Source organism: uncultured Oscillibacter sp., assembly GCF_950073225.1.
Lineage (GTDB): Bacteria > Bacillota > Clostridia > Oscillospirales > Oscillospiraceae > Oscillibacter.
Genome location: NZ_CATMPS010000021.1, coordinates 1 through 13,189 on the forward strand (window position 1 = coordinate 1; position 13,189 = coordinate 13,189).

The 13,189-nt window shown below is 57.1% G+C and carries 10 protein-coding genes; 6 read left to right on the plus strand and 4 right to left on the minus strand.

What is annotated here, in order from left to right; genetic code table 11:
• The 4 genes from Q1M04_RS10645 to Q1M04_RS10660 all read left to right on the plus strand — a co-directional run.
• Positions 1 to 788 (plus strand): ABC transporter permease (locus Q1M04_RS10645; protein ID WP_300447697.1); only part of this gene is annotated, 788 nt, incomplete at its 5' end.
• 1 nt (position 789) lies between these two features.
• Entirely contained in the window at positions 790 to 1,569 is a 780-nt protein-coding gene (locus Q1M04_RS10650) for an ABC transporter permease (protein ID WP_300447700.1), read from the plus strand.
• A 15-nt stretch (positions 1,570 to 1,584) separates the two neighbouring features.
• The gene (locus Q1M04_RS10655) at positions 1,585 to 1,974 is read left to right on the plus strand and encodes a YxeA family protein (RefSeq protein ID WP_300346575.1); all 390 of its coding nucleotides are present in this window, start codon (positions 1,585 to 1,587) and stop codon (positions 1,972 to 1,974) included.
• Positions 1,975 to 2,534: 560 nt separating this feature from the next.
• Positions 2,535 to 2,729, plus strand: coding sequence for a hypothetical protein (locus Q1M04_RS10660; protein ID WP_297999716.1), 195 nt, complete (start codon positions 2,535 to 2,537; stop codon positions 2,727 to 2,729).
• Positions 2,730 to 3,201: 472 nt separating this feature from the next.
• Here the strand turns inward: Q1M04_RS10660 and Q1M04_RS10665 are convergent, their stop codons facing one another.
• Positions 3,202 to 4,449 (minus strand): tetratricopeptide repeat protein, encoded by a 1,248-nt coding sequence (locus Q1M04_RS10665; protein WP_297999714.1) that lies wholly within the window; start codon positions 4,447 to 4,449, stop codon positions 3,202 to 3,204.
• Between the two features lie 18 nt (positions 4,450 to 4,467).
• The gene (locus Q1M04_RS10670) at positions 4,468 to 6,081 is read right to left on the minus strand and encodes a hypothetical protein (RefSeq protein WP_297999712.1); all 1,614 of its coding nucleotides are present in this window, start codon (positions 6,079 to 6,081) and stop codon (positions 4,468 to 4,470) included.
• 450 nt (positions 6,082 to 6,531) lie between these two features.
• On the opposite strand from Q1M04_RS10670, the gene Q1M04_RS10675 reads away from it, so the two are divergent.
• Complete coding sequence (locus Q1M04_RS10675) at positions 6,532 to 7,317, plus strand: DUF6076 domain-containing protein (RefSeq protein WP_366132242.1); 786 nt, start codon at positions 6,532 to 6,534, stop codon at positions 7,315 to 7,317.
• Positions 7,318 to 7,432: 115 nt separating this feature from the next.
• Entirely contained in the window at positions 7,433 to 9,178 is a 1,746-nt protein-coding gene (locus tag Q1M04_RS10680) for a glycogen synthase (protein WP_297999707.1), read from the plus strand.
• A gap of 393 nt (positions 9,179 to 9,571) precedes the next feature.
• Here the strand turns inward: Q1M04_RS10680 and ugpC are convergent, their stop codons facing one another.
• Together ugpC and Q1M04_RS10690 are read right to left on the minus strand one after the other, a co-directional pair.
• Positions 9,572 to 10,756: an ABC transporter ATP-binding protein gene (gene ugpC, locus Q1M04_RS10685; protein WP_297999706.1), complete on the minus strand. Its 1,185-nt coding sequence runs from the start codon at positions 10,754 to 10,756 to the stop codon at positions 9,572 to 9,574.
• 19 nt (positions 10,757 to 10,775) lie between these two features.
• Entirely contained in the window at positions 10,776 to 13,187 is a 2,412-nt protein-coding gene (locus tag Q1M04_RS10690) for a glycoside hydrolase family 3 C-terminal domain-containing protein (RefSeq protein ID WP_297999705.1), read from the minus strand.
• Positions 13,188 to 13,189 lie beyond the last annotated feature (2 nt).

The following is a 13,189-nucleotide window of genomic DNA, read 5'->3' on the forward strand; positions in this document are numbered from 1 at the left end:
TGCTTAAGCTGATTTCCTGTGAGCTTCAGAAGCTGAAACGGAAGAAGTTCATTCCTTTTGTAATCCTCTCCGCGTTCCTGTTCCCGCCCCCGCTGGCACTGATGATGCTGACGCCCCGCATGATGGAGCGGTACGACACGAAAGCCGAGCTCTTTGACGACTTTTACCAGTTTGTCCTGGGCTATGGGGTGGAGCTGCTTCTGCCCTGCGTCATCGGCGTCATCGCCGCCATGCTGTTCTTTATGGAGCGGGACAACGACACCTTCAAAAACCTGCGGACCATCCCGGTGACCAGCACCCAGATGATTTTTGCCAAAATGATCGTTCTGTTTCTGTTCGGACTGATTTTCTGCCTGTCCACAGCCGCCGTCACCATTGTCTGTGGGGGCCTGATTGCCGAGGTGGGCGGACTGGGCTATAAGCTGTGGTTGGCGGTGGAGATGGGGATTTTCATCACAGCGGGCACTCTGCCGCTGGTGGTGCTGGTGGTCTTTTTCAGCAAGACTTATATCTTCTCCGTTCTGCTGTGCATTTTTTACAGCGTGTTAAGCCTGACCGCCGAAAGCAGTTTCGGTGTCCTGCCGAAGTTTTTGTGCTGGCTGATGCCGATTCCCCTCACAAACCTCTGGTGCGCGGGGGATATGGTTCGGCATGGCGTCAAGGGCAGCTTGGGGGAACTGCAATACCTGATTCCCTCAACAATGCAGACCGTTTTGATTTTGAGTGCAATGACTGTCCTGTCCATTCTGCTGATTGACCGGCTGTATAAAACGAGAGGGGGGAATTGAAATGCTGGTATTGATGAAAACCGAATTTTGGAAACTGAAACGGTACCACATGATCTGGGCAGGGGTTTTCCTGATGCTGCTGTCCGTCCTGCTGACCGTTTTCTCCACCACCGCCCAGGATGGAAGTGTATGGACCTTCTCCTTTTTCGTGGAGCAGGTCCTGAAGAACAACATCACAACAATTTTCCCCATGTGCATCGCTTTGATTACCGGATATATCATCAGCCGGGAGGGAACGGACGACACGCTGAAAAATATTCTGACGGTTCCCCTGTCGTTTCCCGCTCTGCTGGCTGGCAAGCTGGCCGTCTGCGGACTGCTCTCCCTGTTCCTGGGGATCGTCAGCACTGTGTTCACGGTGATGGCATCCTTCCTCTTGGGCTTTCCTGGCGGTGATTTTCCGGTAATTATGCAGGCCGGGTTGCAGATCACGGCCAACTGTCTGCTCCTTTATATCGCGGTTCTGCCAATCATCGCCATCGCCGCCCGTATTCCAAACGGGCACTTGATTGGAGCGGTTGTCGCCTTTGTCTACGGCTACGGCGGCATGTTCGCGGCGGGGAGCATGACCTTGGCGAATTTGTATCCCGTGACCGCAAGCATGGGGCTGATTGGATACCGCAGCTATGATGCGGCTGTCCATTGGAATCCGCTGCTTTGTATGTTCAGTTTGCTGGCCGCTCTGCTGATTGCCGCCGCTTTTGTGGCGACAGCAAAAAAAGGCGCGGCTCCAAAGACGACAAAAAAGCCCAAACGGGTCATCACTAAAAAAGGTTGGTAAGGGGTGTCAAACAACATGAAGAAAAAAGTGAAAATCACAATAGGAATCGTTGCCGTCCTGCTCATTGGTCTGGCCGGCTTTTGCGCATGGTTCCTCTCCGGCTCCGGCAGCACCGAGTATTACGCCCAGATTGATAACACCAGGGTGGAACAGGTGGATTCTAACGGAGGCGTCATTAACTTCAAAGGCAGCCTGCCCTATTCCTACACGCTGCTGTCCTATGACGAAAACGGGAGCGAAAAAGAGATCACCTTCGGGACATCCAGAGAACTTCGGGAGGGGGCCTTTATCCGTCTGACCATCATGCCGGTCCGGGGCGTCCTGGACTGGAGCGAGGTACAGTATGACGAGCTTCCGGTAACAGTACAGAATCACTATTCTGCTCCGTCGGATGATGTAGGGTAATTTCAGCGAATAACAGAAGCTCTATCCATTTAGGGCTTATTTTCTGCGGCGGTTTTATGAAAGCCGCCGCCTTTCTATTTGCTTTCTCGACATATAGGAGAATACCGCTATGCAATTACAGATAGATAAGAGCCTGTCAAAAAAAGCCTACCCCCCCCGCAGCGGCGAAGTCCACCCAGGATTGCGAAAATAGTCGTTTCTTGACGACCCATAATATTGTTGCCTGCACCCGTATGGCCCCGCGCCGTCCGGGTGCTTTTGCATTTTCGAGCCAGCGGCACCGGCCCCGCTGCCGCTCCTCTCCCCTTTCGTTCAGGCCCCAGCAAAAACTGAACAAAAGGAAAATGCAGGATGGGAATTACCATCAAAAAGCATCGGCGCAATTTGTCATATGATGATGCTGTCACCCTTGACGCGTTTTGGGTGATAGCCAAGCAGTTTGATCGGAGCTTTTACCGCTAGTGGAAAGACCATTGGGACGAACGCGGCTATGACGGTACATAGTTGTCACCGAGGGCTGCTTGCCCTGCTGCGAATCACCGGAGGAATATGTGTGCCGCATGGAAACCCGCAGGGAAATTCTTGCGGTTCTGGCTCTCTGCACCGAGAAGCAGCGGTCAAAAATCAAGGCGATTCTTCGCAAGCTGAAAATCAGATTATTGCCTCAGCTTCCGCATGGTATTGCTGAGGCTTTCTCGCTGATCCGCCCATCCGACTGCATTGGTTGGTTTTCTGCCGCTGGTATTCCTTGCTAATTTCTTGGATTGCTATAAATAGAGTTCAAATCGATTGCAACCATAAACCCATCATATATGTAGATAGCCGAACTCAAGAGACAGGCGCTTATTGAGTTCAAAGATGGAACATTTCAATAAAGTTAATCAAGCCGAAATTATACTCGGTTAGATTTAGAGAATCTTTACCCATCTGTGAGCAGACAAATTGTTTTGCTGCAGATGGGCTTTCCTTTGCCTGCAATGCGTCCAAGATTCGACAAGCCTAGTTTATACACGAATGATGTTTCCATCACACATAAGGAGGCATCACAAAAATGCTGTCCTTTTGCACACGTCCGCCAGCTCCTCCACGCTGAGCTCCCGCTGGTAATTGTGCTCCATGCAGTTGATGGCCTCTTGATTGTAAAAATACTTGAGCTGGACGCCGTGGAGGACCCGGTGCGCGCCAGAGGCGGCGGAAGCAATACGCTTCCGCCGCCTGTTTCCGCCCTCATTTCCGCCGGACCCACTTGCCGAAGAGGGTCTTTTTGTAGTTCAGCAGCTCCTCCTTGGCCTCCGTGTGGCTCGCCGCCTTCTGGAGATGGGCCACGCCCTTGGGAATATCCTCCGCCACGCCCAGGCCCCGAGCGTAGATGACACCCAGCATATAATCCTTTTCCCAGTGATTCCAGTCCATCTCGTTTAGATACTGGAGCGCCTTACCGTAATCCTGGGGGGTACCCCAGCCCTTGAAGCAGCACTTGGCCAGATAGTACACGCCCCAATTCGTATTTCCCTTATCATGGGCCAGCGTCAGGAGCTGATACGCCTTGGCATAGTCCTGGGGAACGCCCCGTCCGTAGAAATACGCCTTGCCCAGCAGATTGTTGGACCCGATGTGCTCCGAGTCCCGGGCCAGCTCCTTTTCAAAGCAGGACACCGCATAGGCCTCGTCCTGCTCCACACCCTTCCCGTCGAAATAGATCGTCCCAACCTTATACCAGCCGCCGCCGTTTCCAGCCTCGGCGGATTCCTTATACCAACGGGCCGCCTCCGCAAAGTTCTCCGCCTCTTCCAGCTCTTGCGCATAGAAGTACTGATGGAGAGGGTATCCCATTTCCGCGCCCATTTTAAAAAGGCCCTCGGCCTTCTCCGGCTGAGGAGCGATGATGTCCTCGTCCCCCTTGGTATAGTACTGGTTCAGGTTATTGGCGGCGAAATAAATCCCGCCCCGGAAGGCCTTCCAGAACCAGTCCTCGCACTTGGAAATCTCTCCTTTTAAGTACGCCTTGAACTCCGCCTGACTGGGGAAGGAATCCTTGCCCTTGTTCTGAATACGGAGGAAGTCCCACCAGAAATAACTGTTGCCGACAATATACTGACAGAACGCGTCCCCTTCCTTCGCCAAAGCCTCCACCTGCTCAAAGGCCTGCTGGAGACTCTCAAAGGGCATCTTCTTCTGGACGGAGGGCGTCAGCTCCCCGCTCCGCAGGGCCACCAGCACCCCCAGGGCGCTGCCCTGCTCCACGGACTTGTGGAGGAGCTTTGTGGCCCTTTCGTCATCCTCCGGGAAGCCGTGCCAGCCCCAGACGTACTGATGGCCGCACAGGCACCGGGCCAGAATGCAGCTGGCGTCGCCGTCCCCGGCGGCGGAAGCCTTTTCCAAAAGGGCAAACGCCTCCTTGCCCCGGCCTGTGCGGACATTGTAATAGATGTCCTGAAGGGCCTGCTTCACTTCATCGCTCAAAACTGCTGCCATGATGGAACCTCTCCTTTGTCAACTTGGTTTTTTTACCCGCTTCCAGTCCCGGCCTCCCGGCAGGAACTCTCCGCGGGGATATCCTGTCAGCCATGCCGCCGCCTCTTTGGGCGGCATCTTTGCCATATAGAAACCCAGCTCCGCCCCCTCGGGCTTCGTGGCCTCCACAGTGCAGCGGGCGTCCATCTTATCCCCCGCCGTCACCCGAATCCACAAATAGCCAGAGGCGTGGGTCAGGTCCACCAGCTGATAGGTCCCGTCCACAAGGCCCTCTGCCGCCATCTGGACATCCTCCTCCGTAAAGGTAGTGTGGTTTTCCGCCGCGCCGCTGGCATAGACCAGGGAAAGCCTCGCCTGGGATTTCCGCTGCGCCTGAGGGCGGGCGGCCTGGGGCGCACTATAAACCCGCCGCAGGTCCCAGCCCGTCAGGTCCGGGACCTCCCGGCGGAGCCAGCCCCGCAGGACCTTCTCCGCCCCCCGGGCGTCTGTTGTCAAGGCCAGGGCCAGATTCTCTCCCTCTGAGGGAGCCAGTTCCAGCAGCAGCAGGATCTTTTCCTCTCCTTCTTCCCGAATCAGGCAGTCCAGGGCGCGGAAGGTGCGGCCCCCGCCCTCCACGGGCCGGGTGGGCATCAGCTCAAAGCCGGACTCCTCCCCGCTGAGGCAGCGTTTCAGCACCTCTTCCACCAGGGAAGCCGTCACACGGGAGGTCACCTCGCCGTTCCGGCGCTTTAAAATCATGTCCTGGGGGCCCTCGCTGAGAATCTCCCGCTGGGCGGCCTCCGAGGCCCGGCGGCTCTGCTTTTGGCGGAAGTCCCGCTCGAACGCCTCCCGCTCGCTCTCGTCCATGGACCAAAAGGCGCTCCACTGGCTGTTGGTTCCCCGCCGGGCGTCGGGGACCCGGAGGGCCAGGCAGTCCGCCGCCGCCCGCAGCTCCTGGGGCTTCTTGAAATCCGTAATGTGCTTTTGCCAGCGGTCGTCCACCAGCACCAGCTGCAAGACCCGGCTGGTGATGGTACGGCCGCCGCTGCGGCGGGTCCTGGTCTCATCCACCACGAAGACGCCCCGGATGCGGTCAATCCGGTTGGCTTGCTCACCCAGGACCCACTCCCGGCCAATGCCCATCTCGTCAAACCACCGGCCGTTCGCCTTCAGGTCGCGGTCCACCATGGCGAAGAGTTCTCCAACCGGAGGGGCCTCCTCCGGGTAGGGAAGCTGGCTGCGGATAGACGCCGCCAAGGCGCTTTTTTCCGGGAAAAACGTATCCCGGGCACCGGCATAGCCCATGTAAGCTCCCAGAAGCAGGAACAGAGCCCCGCCTCCCCCGCTGACCGCCAGCGTCACATAGTCCGAGGACTCCCAATAGGTCCGGTCCTGCTGGAATCCTATGTAAAACACGTAAAACAGCCCGGCGGCGGCAGCAAGCCACAAAAGTCCCCACAGCACCCAGCTGAACCGCCTTCGAGTCCGGCTGAGGCAATAGCCTTCCTCCACGCCGTGGGGATTGTTCTTCCGCTGGACCGCCATCAAAATCAGAATGATGGGAACGGCAAACAGGCGGAACACCGCCAGCAGCGCGATGTAAACCGCCACATTCCACGGCCAGCGGAGGAAGCCTCCCTTCTTCTCCTTCATGACCTCTTCCTACCTCCTCGCGCCCCCTGGAATCGGGGACATTTCCTGATTTTTCATTCTAGCAGTTAGCCGCGGCTTTGTCTAGTCCCCGGCAGGTTATTTCCGCAGTACTTCCTTTGAAAATTGATTTGACTTTTATTCGCTCATGTGATAGTCTTATTTTATCTTTTATTATATGAGCGGTCCCTTCTCGTTTCAGTTTAGAAGACCTCCGAGTTCTTGTCAAGACTGGTCGTATAATTATTTTTATTGGCAGTCTATCTTGCAGGGTATGAAATGAACCACTATACATTCAAAACCTACATCGCCAACCGCAGAGAGTATTTTTGTTATGGTCCTGACTCATCGCTGGAAAAAAAAGACTTCCCGTTTTCGGAAAGTCTTTTGAAGCTGCTGCGTCTGGACATTTGGAGATACGAACCTCTGATTAAGGATATGGAGAAAGCACTCTTGCGGTTCTATCAGACGAAAGCGCCACAGGATGCCGGCATTGTCCTCGCCGGATTGGACGAGCTGGCGGAGGCTCACATCTATTTCCAGCAGCTCCGCCTGGACTGGATGCAGCGTTTCGATCAGGCGGTAAACGCGGAGGGCTCCGCGCTGACCGCTCTGCTGCCTGGAAAAAAGCTGACGCACATCCCAAGCGACATTGATTCCATGCAGAAGCAAATCCAGCGGCTCTTTCAGAATGTGCTGGACATTGAGCTTGGGAAAAAGTCCTCTCTCCAGAACCTCATGGCGAGCTACTATAACCGGGAGGGCTCCGATACTCTGAACACATTTCAGTTCCGCGCCCTGCCGCTGAAATTTGAGCCGGTAGACTCCCGCAACTTTACGGAAGTCCTCTACCCCGGAACGGTCTACGACCTGATCGACTACTTCCTCCGGGAGTGCGTCCAGCGGGAGCAGCGGATGCGCGTGTGCAAAAACTGCGGCCTCTACTTCGCCGTCAAGGGCAGGGGCACCGCCGAGTACTGCGACATCACCACCGATGGGAAGGGCCGCGTCTGCAAGGAGATCGGCGCCTTTGTCCAATGGTCCCAGAGCAAGGAGGATGACGAGATCTTCAAGGTCTACCGCCGGGAGTACAAGAAGCGCTTCGCCTGGACGAAGACCGGGAAGATCTCCTCTACGACGCTCTACGCCTGGGGCGAGAAGGCCAGAGAGAAAAAAACGGAGTGCGAAGAGGGGAAGATCACGCTGGAGGAATATCGGGAGTGGCTGAAGGAGCCATAGCCTGTAAAATGCTATAAAGCAGCGGATCCAATTGAGGAACTTGCCGCTTTTTATACATTCGTGTTTTCTTAGCTCCCTATAGCAATCATCAAAAATAATGAAAAGGTGATGCAAAATGGCAAAAAGGAAAAGCGCAAAAACCGACAAAAGAAGCAAAGTCCTATTAGAATCCACAGCCGCGGAACGCAAGTCTCAAGACACCGAAGCAGGCAGTGCGAGCCAGACACCGGCAGAAATAAAAGCGGACCCTCCAAGAGTGGTAAAAGACAGGATCGAAGAGCGTCCACAGATCGGACCTGCTAAACCGGTCCTGGAGGAACAGCCAGAGGCAGCCCGTGCGGAAGCTGCAGAGGAGAATACTCCGGCGTCTGAGCCTGTGGAAGCGCCCGTGCCGGAGCAGCCCTGCGGGTCCCCCAGAAGAAGCGTCGTGTTCATCGGTTCGGAATGCTACCCATTTGTCAAGACCGGCGGCCTGGGCGATGTGATGTACGCGCTTCCCAAGGCGCTGGTGAAGCAAAACTGCGATGTGAAAGTCATCCTTCCCCGCTATAAGTGCATCCCGTGGGAGTATCAGCAGAAAATGATTTACCGCGGCTCTTTTCAGATGGACCTCTGCGCCGACGGCCGGTCTTATTATGTGGGCATCATGGAGTATGTCTGGGATGGCGTGGTATACGATTTCATTGACAACGAAGAGTTTTTCAGCTGGGGAAATCCATACACCAATCTCATTGATGATATACCCAAATACTGCTACTTTGCAAAAGCGGCTCTTGCGGCGCTGAACTACATGGATTGGATCCCCGATATCATCCACTGCCACGACTGGCAGGCCGCCCTAATCCCGGTATATCTGAGGACTTTGTTTGCTGAGACAAAGCTGACCTCCGCAAAGACAATCCTGACAATCCACAATCTCCGTTTCCAGGGAATTTACAATATTCCCACGATCCGCTACTGGTCCGGACTGCCGGATTACGTCTTTAACAAGGACGCTTTGAAAACGGGCTATAACGACGCAAATATGCTCAAAGGCGGATTGGCCTACGCAAATATCATTACCACCGTAAGCCAGACCTATGCGGGTGAGATTCAGAGCGCGTACTACGGAGAGACCTTAGACGCCCATCTGCGGTATCATTCCGGCAAACTGCGCGGCATTGTAAACGGCATCGACTATGATATATGGAACCCGGAGACCGATTCCTGCCTGCACGCCGGCTACAACATATCCAACGTTCTGGAAAAGAAAAAGGAGAACAAGCGGAAGTTACAGGAGGAATTGGGCTTGGTCCAAGACAGCGGCAAATTTGTGATCGGGCTGATTTCCCGGCTGACGAATCAGAAAGGACTGGATTTGGTCAATGCCGTTCTTCCCCAAGTTGTGGACGAATATACGCAGGTTGTGGTGCTCGGCAGCGGAGACCGGGTATATGAGGACTCTTTCCGGTATTATGAGAGTGCGTATAAAGGGCGTGTGTGCGCGAATATCATGTACGATGAAGCGCGGTCGCATAGGATCTACGCAGGAGCGGACGCCCTGTTGGTCCCGTCTCAATTTGAGCCCTGCGGGCTGACGCAGCTAATCGCCATGCACTACGGCACCATTCCCATCGTCCGGGAAACCGGCGGTTTGAAGGATACGGTGGAGCCTTATAACATGGGCCTCAACTCCGGGAATGGCTTTACCTTCGACCGCTACGACGCCGGCCTGCTTCTGGACGCCATCAACCGGGCGAAGGCGTTCTATTTTGACCAGCGCAAGTATTGGGATGAAATGATCCTGCGGGATATGGTGAAGGACCTGTCCTGGGAGAACTCCGCAAAACAATATAAAGACTTGTATCTGAGCCTGACTTGATGAATACGCCGGGTCTTGTTTAAGAACCTGTATTCACAACCGTTGGACGCCGTCTGGCCGGTCCTCGTCAGAAGAAACTCCGCTCGTTCCGCCTCCGGCTATGCCGAAAGCTCCGTTCTGTTGCATTTCTTCATCTCCGGCCTGAGAGCCGCCCTACGGGCGGTTGATCTCCGAAATGCGCCGCAGGCGCAGTCCTCTCTCCACGAAATCTTCGATTTCGCGGGGGCCCCTATCCGCCATACCGCGTCGCTTTCCCTTGCCATACGTCAATATAGCTGTGGAAACGCTCCTTGTCTGGCGGGAAAAATTCTCACCCATTCGGCATCCCCGGTATGAATACGGGTTCCAAGAAGAAAAAACGGGTGCTGTCAAAAGACAGCACCCGTTTCGTCATTAAAATTCCAGATTTCTTCCCTCGCGGTCAAAGATATGGCACACACTGCCGGAGAAGGTGAGATTCAGCTGGTCGCCGGCGTGGAAGGAATCGATGTGCCGGCCCTCGGCGTCCATGGTGGGAACAATGACCACCACGTCTTTGCCGTTGGCGTTGGCATGGAAGTGGACTTCGCTGCCCATCATCTCGCTGACCTCCACGGTGGCGGTGAGGGTGTTGCCCGGCTCTTTGGAGAGCACCATGTGGCTGGGCCGGACGCCCAGGGTGATGGCTTGGGACTGGACGCCCTGGGCCGCCAGGTTCTTCTGCTTGTCGCCGGACAGCTCCACCTTGCAGCCGCCTACGCTGACAAAGTATTTGCCGCCCTCGCAGAGGAGCTTGGCGTCGAAGAAGTTCATCTGGGGCATGCCGATGAAGCCCGCCACAAACAGGTTCGCCGGATGGTCGAACACCTCCTGGGGGGTGCCGATCTGCTGGATGAAGCCGTCCTTCATGATGACAATCCGGTCGCCCAGGGTCATGGCCTCCGTCTGGTCGTGGGTCACGTACATAAATGTCGTGTTGATTTTCTGGCGCAGCTTGATGATCTCGGCGCGCATCTGGTTGCGGAGCTTGGCGTCCAGGTTGGAGAGGGGTTCGTCCATGAGAAGCACCTTGGGCTCCCGGACGATGGCCCGGCCGATGGCCACCCGCTGGCGCTGGCCGCCGGAGAGGGCCTTGGGCTTGCGGTCTAAGTACTGGGTGATGTCCAGGGTGGCGGCGGCCTCCTTGACGCGCTTGTCAATCTCGTCCTTGGGCACCTTGCGGAGCTTCAGGGGGAAGGCCATATTCTCGTAGACGGTCATGTGGGGGTACAGGGCGTAGCTCTGGAACACCATGGCGATGTCCCGGTTCTTGGGCTCCACGTCATTCATCAGCTTCCCGTCGATGTACAGCTCGCCGCCGGAGATCTCCTCCAGGCCGGCAACCATCCGCAGCGTGGTGGACTTGCCGCAGCCGGAGGGGCCAACCAAAACGATGAACTCCTTATCCCTGATGTCCAAGTCGAACTGCTGGACCGCCACAACGCCCTTGTCCGTCACCTGGAGGTTGGTCTTCTTCTCAGGCGCCCCCTTTTTGGGCTTCTTCTGTCCGCCGCTGTGGGGATAGATCTTGGTGATCCCTTTCAAATTCAAAGTTGCCATAAGTAAGGTTCCTCCTTCGTCAGTCAATCTTCAAAATCAGTTCCAGAACTCGCCGTGCGCAGGTCTCCAGGTCCTCCCGGGACACCAGCCCCAGGTCCATGGCCTGCTGGACCCGCTCCGGGTAGCCGTTGGCCATTTTCAGGTCGTTTCCGGCCAGGATTTCCTTATAGTGCTCTCCCTTGGTCCACCAGTCGGTCATGACCATGCCGGTATAGCCCCAGTCCTCTCGGAGAATGTCCGTCAGCAGTTCGCGGCTCTCCGAGGCCCGGCGGCCATTGATGATGTTGTAGGAGCTCATGACCGCCCAGGGCTCCGCCTCCCGAATCACGATCTCAAAGGGGCGCAGATAGATTTCCCGCAGAGCCCGCTGGGAGAGGCGGGAGTCGCTGTTTTTCCGGTTGGTCTCCTTGTTGTTGCAGGCAAAGTGCTTCACCGTGGCGGCGATATGCCGGGACTGGATGCCCCGCACCATGGCGGCGGCGATCTTTCCCGCCAGCAGGGGGTCCTCGGAGTCGTACTCAAAGTTCCGCCCGCAGAGGGGACTGCGGTGGATGTTCACCGCCGGAGCCAGCCAGACGGAGATGTTATTCTCCTTCACCTCCGCGGCGGCGGCCTCGCCGGCTCTGAAAACCAAGTCTTCGTCCCAGGTTGCCGCCAGAAGCGTTGCGCAGGGCCAGGCGGTGGTGCACACGCCCGCCTCCGGCTGAATCCGAAGGCCCGCAGGGCCGTCGGCTGTAGTGATGTTGGGCACGCCGTATTCCGGCAGGTTCCCAATGCCAAAGGTATTGGAAACACCTACGTTGGACTGGCCGCCCAGCAGATGGATGAGGTCCTCGTCACAGAGCTGGGCCATGAAAGCGTCCAGGGTCAGTTTTCCCTCCGCCACCTCAGACAGGGGCCGCACCCCCTCCGGGTAAGGCCGGGCCAGCCAGTACCGCCCTCTGGCCCGCGCTTCCGGGGCCACCGCCTCCAGGGTATTGGGATCCAGGGGAACAAGGGCGTTGGCATCCGTGTCTACCGCCGGGGCGGCAGGCAAATACTCCCAGGTCCCATCCGCTTGGAGACGCTTCGCCAGCTGGGACGGGGCCAGGACATTCCTGCACTGCCGGACGATTTCCGTCTCCGCCTGTTCCCAGGCAAAATCCAGCTTTTCCGCGTCCCGGACACTGGTCCCCAGATACAGGTCATAGCGGCCTTTTTCCAGCACCCAGGCGGAGGGGGCGATCTTTCCCAGGTCGTCAAAGCTGGCCATATCCGATACGGCAAAGGACAGCGTCACCGTTTCGCTCTCGCCGGGGCCCAGAAGTCCGGTTTTGCGGAACGCCGTCAGATTTCGGGAGGGCTTTTGCAGCCGCCCCTTGGGCGGGCAGAAATAGAGCTGGACCACTTCCTTCCCCGCCCGGTCCCCGATGTTGGTCACTTGGGTGCGGATCTGAATTATTCCGTTTTCCGCCCCGGCCTCCAGGACCTCCAGAGCAAAGCGGGTGTAGGACAGGCCGAAGCCGAAGGGATAGCAAACCCGCTCCGCCGCGCCCGGCAGGGTCTCGAAATACCGGTAGCCCACATAGACATCCTCGGCGTATTCCACATAGTCTGTGGAGTCGTGGAAATGCTCCGTGGATGGGTAGTCATCCAGGTCCCGGGCAAAGGTGTCCGGCAGCTTGCCGCAGGGATTGGCCTTTCCGGCCAGCAGGGCGGCGATGGCGCTTCCGCCCTCCATACCGCCCTGATAGGCCAGCAGCACGGAGGAAATCCGGTCGTTCTCATAGAACCAGGAGACGTCCATGACGCCGCCCGCGTTCAGCACCACGGCCACCCGGTCAAAGGCGGCGCAGACCTGGTCCACCATGGCGCTCTCAGCGTCCGTCAGGTAATAATCCCCCTTGGGGAAGATCCTCTGGGCCCGCTGGGGCATAAGCACCTCGTCGGCCCATACATAGTCCTTGTTCTCGGGAATCACGGGAATCCGGTCCCAGCCCTCGCCGGAGAAGCGGCTGAGGACGATCACGGCGGTATCCGCATGTTCCCGCGCCGAGGACAGCAGTTCCACCGGAAGCTCCGGCTCCGCCATCAATCCGGGGATGTCCCCGGCGGCATAGCGCTCCGCGACATAAGCCCGGTAGTAGTCCGAAAGGGGTTCGTAGACGAAAACGCCCTCCTCTTTCAACCCGTCGCAGACATTGCGGACATATGCGCAGGTCACGTCGCCGCTGCCTCCTCCGCCTTTTACATAGTCGAAACTGCCCTTTCCGAACAGAGCCACCCGGCTGCCGGGGGCCAGGGGGAGCAGGCTGTTTCGGTTTTTCAGCAGCACCATGCCCTCCTGGGCGGCCTGCCGGGAGAGGGCGATGTGTTCCGGGCAGGCCGTCACGCGGCGTTCGCCGTTGAGGGGCAGATTGGGCTGATAGCGGGTGCGAATCCATTTTTCCATGT

Bases quoted from the DNA above. Each gene is read 5' to 3' on its own strand.
- Q1M04_RS10650 (WP_300447700.1), top strand. From the start codon at position 790: ATGCTGGTATTGATGAAAACCGAATTTTGGAAACTGAAACGGTACCAC.
- Q1M04_RS10655 (WP_300346575.1), top strand. From the start codon at position 1,585: ATGAAGAAAAAAGTGAAAATCACAATAGGAATCGTTGCCGTCCTGCTC.
- Q1M04_RS10660 (WP_297999716.1), top strand. From the start codon at position 2,535: ATGGAAACCCGCAGGGAAATTCTTGCGGTTCTGGCTCTCTGCACCGAG.
- Q1M04_RS10665 (WP_297999714.1), bottom strand. From the start codon at position 4,449: ATGGCAGCAGTTTTGAGCGATGAAGTGAAGCAGGCCCTTCAGGACATC.
- Q1M04_RS10670 (WP_297999712.1), bottom strand. From the start codon at position 6,081: ATGAAGGAGAAGAAGGGAGGCTTCCTCCGCTGGCCGTGGAATGTGGCG.
- Q1M04_RS10680 (WP_297999707.1), top strand. From the start codon at position 7,433: ATGGCAAAAAGGAAAAGCGCAAAAACCGACAAAAGAAGCAAAGTCCTA.
- ugpC (WP_297999706.1), bottom strand. From the start codon at position 10,756: ATGGCAACTTTGAATTTGAAAGGGATCACCAAGATCTATCCCCACAGC.
- Q1M04_RS10690 (WP_297999705.1), bottom strand. From the start codon at position 13,187: ATGGAAAAATGGATTCGCACCCGCTATCAGCCCAATCTGCCCCTCAAC.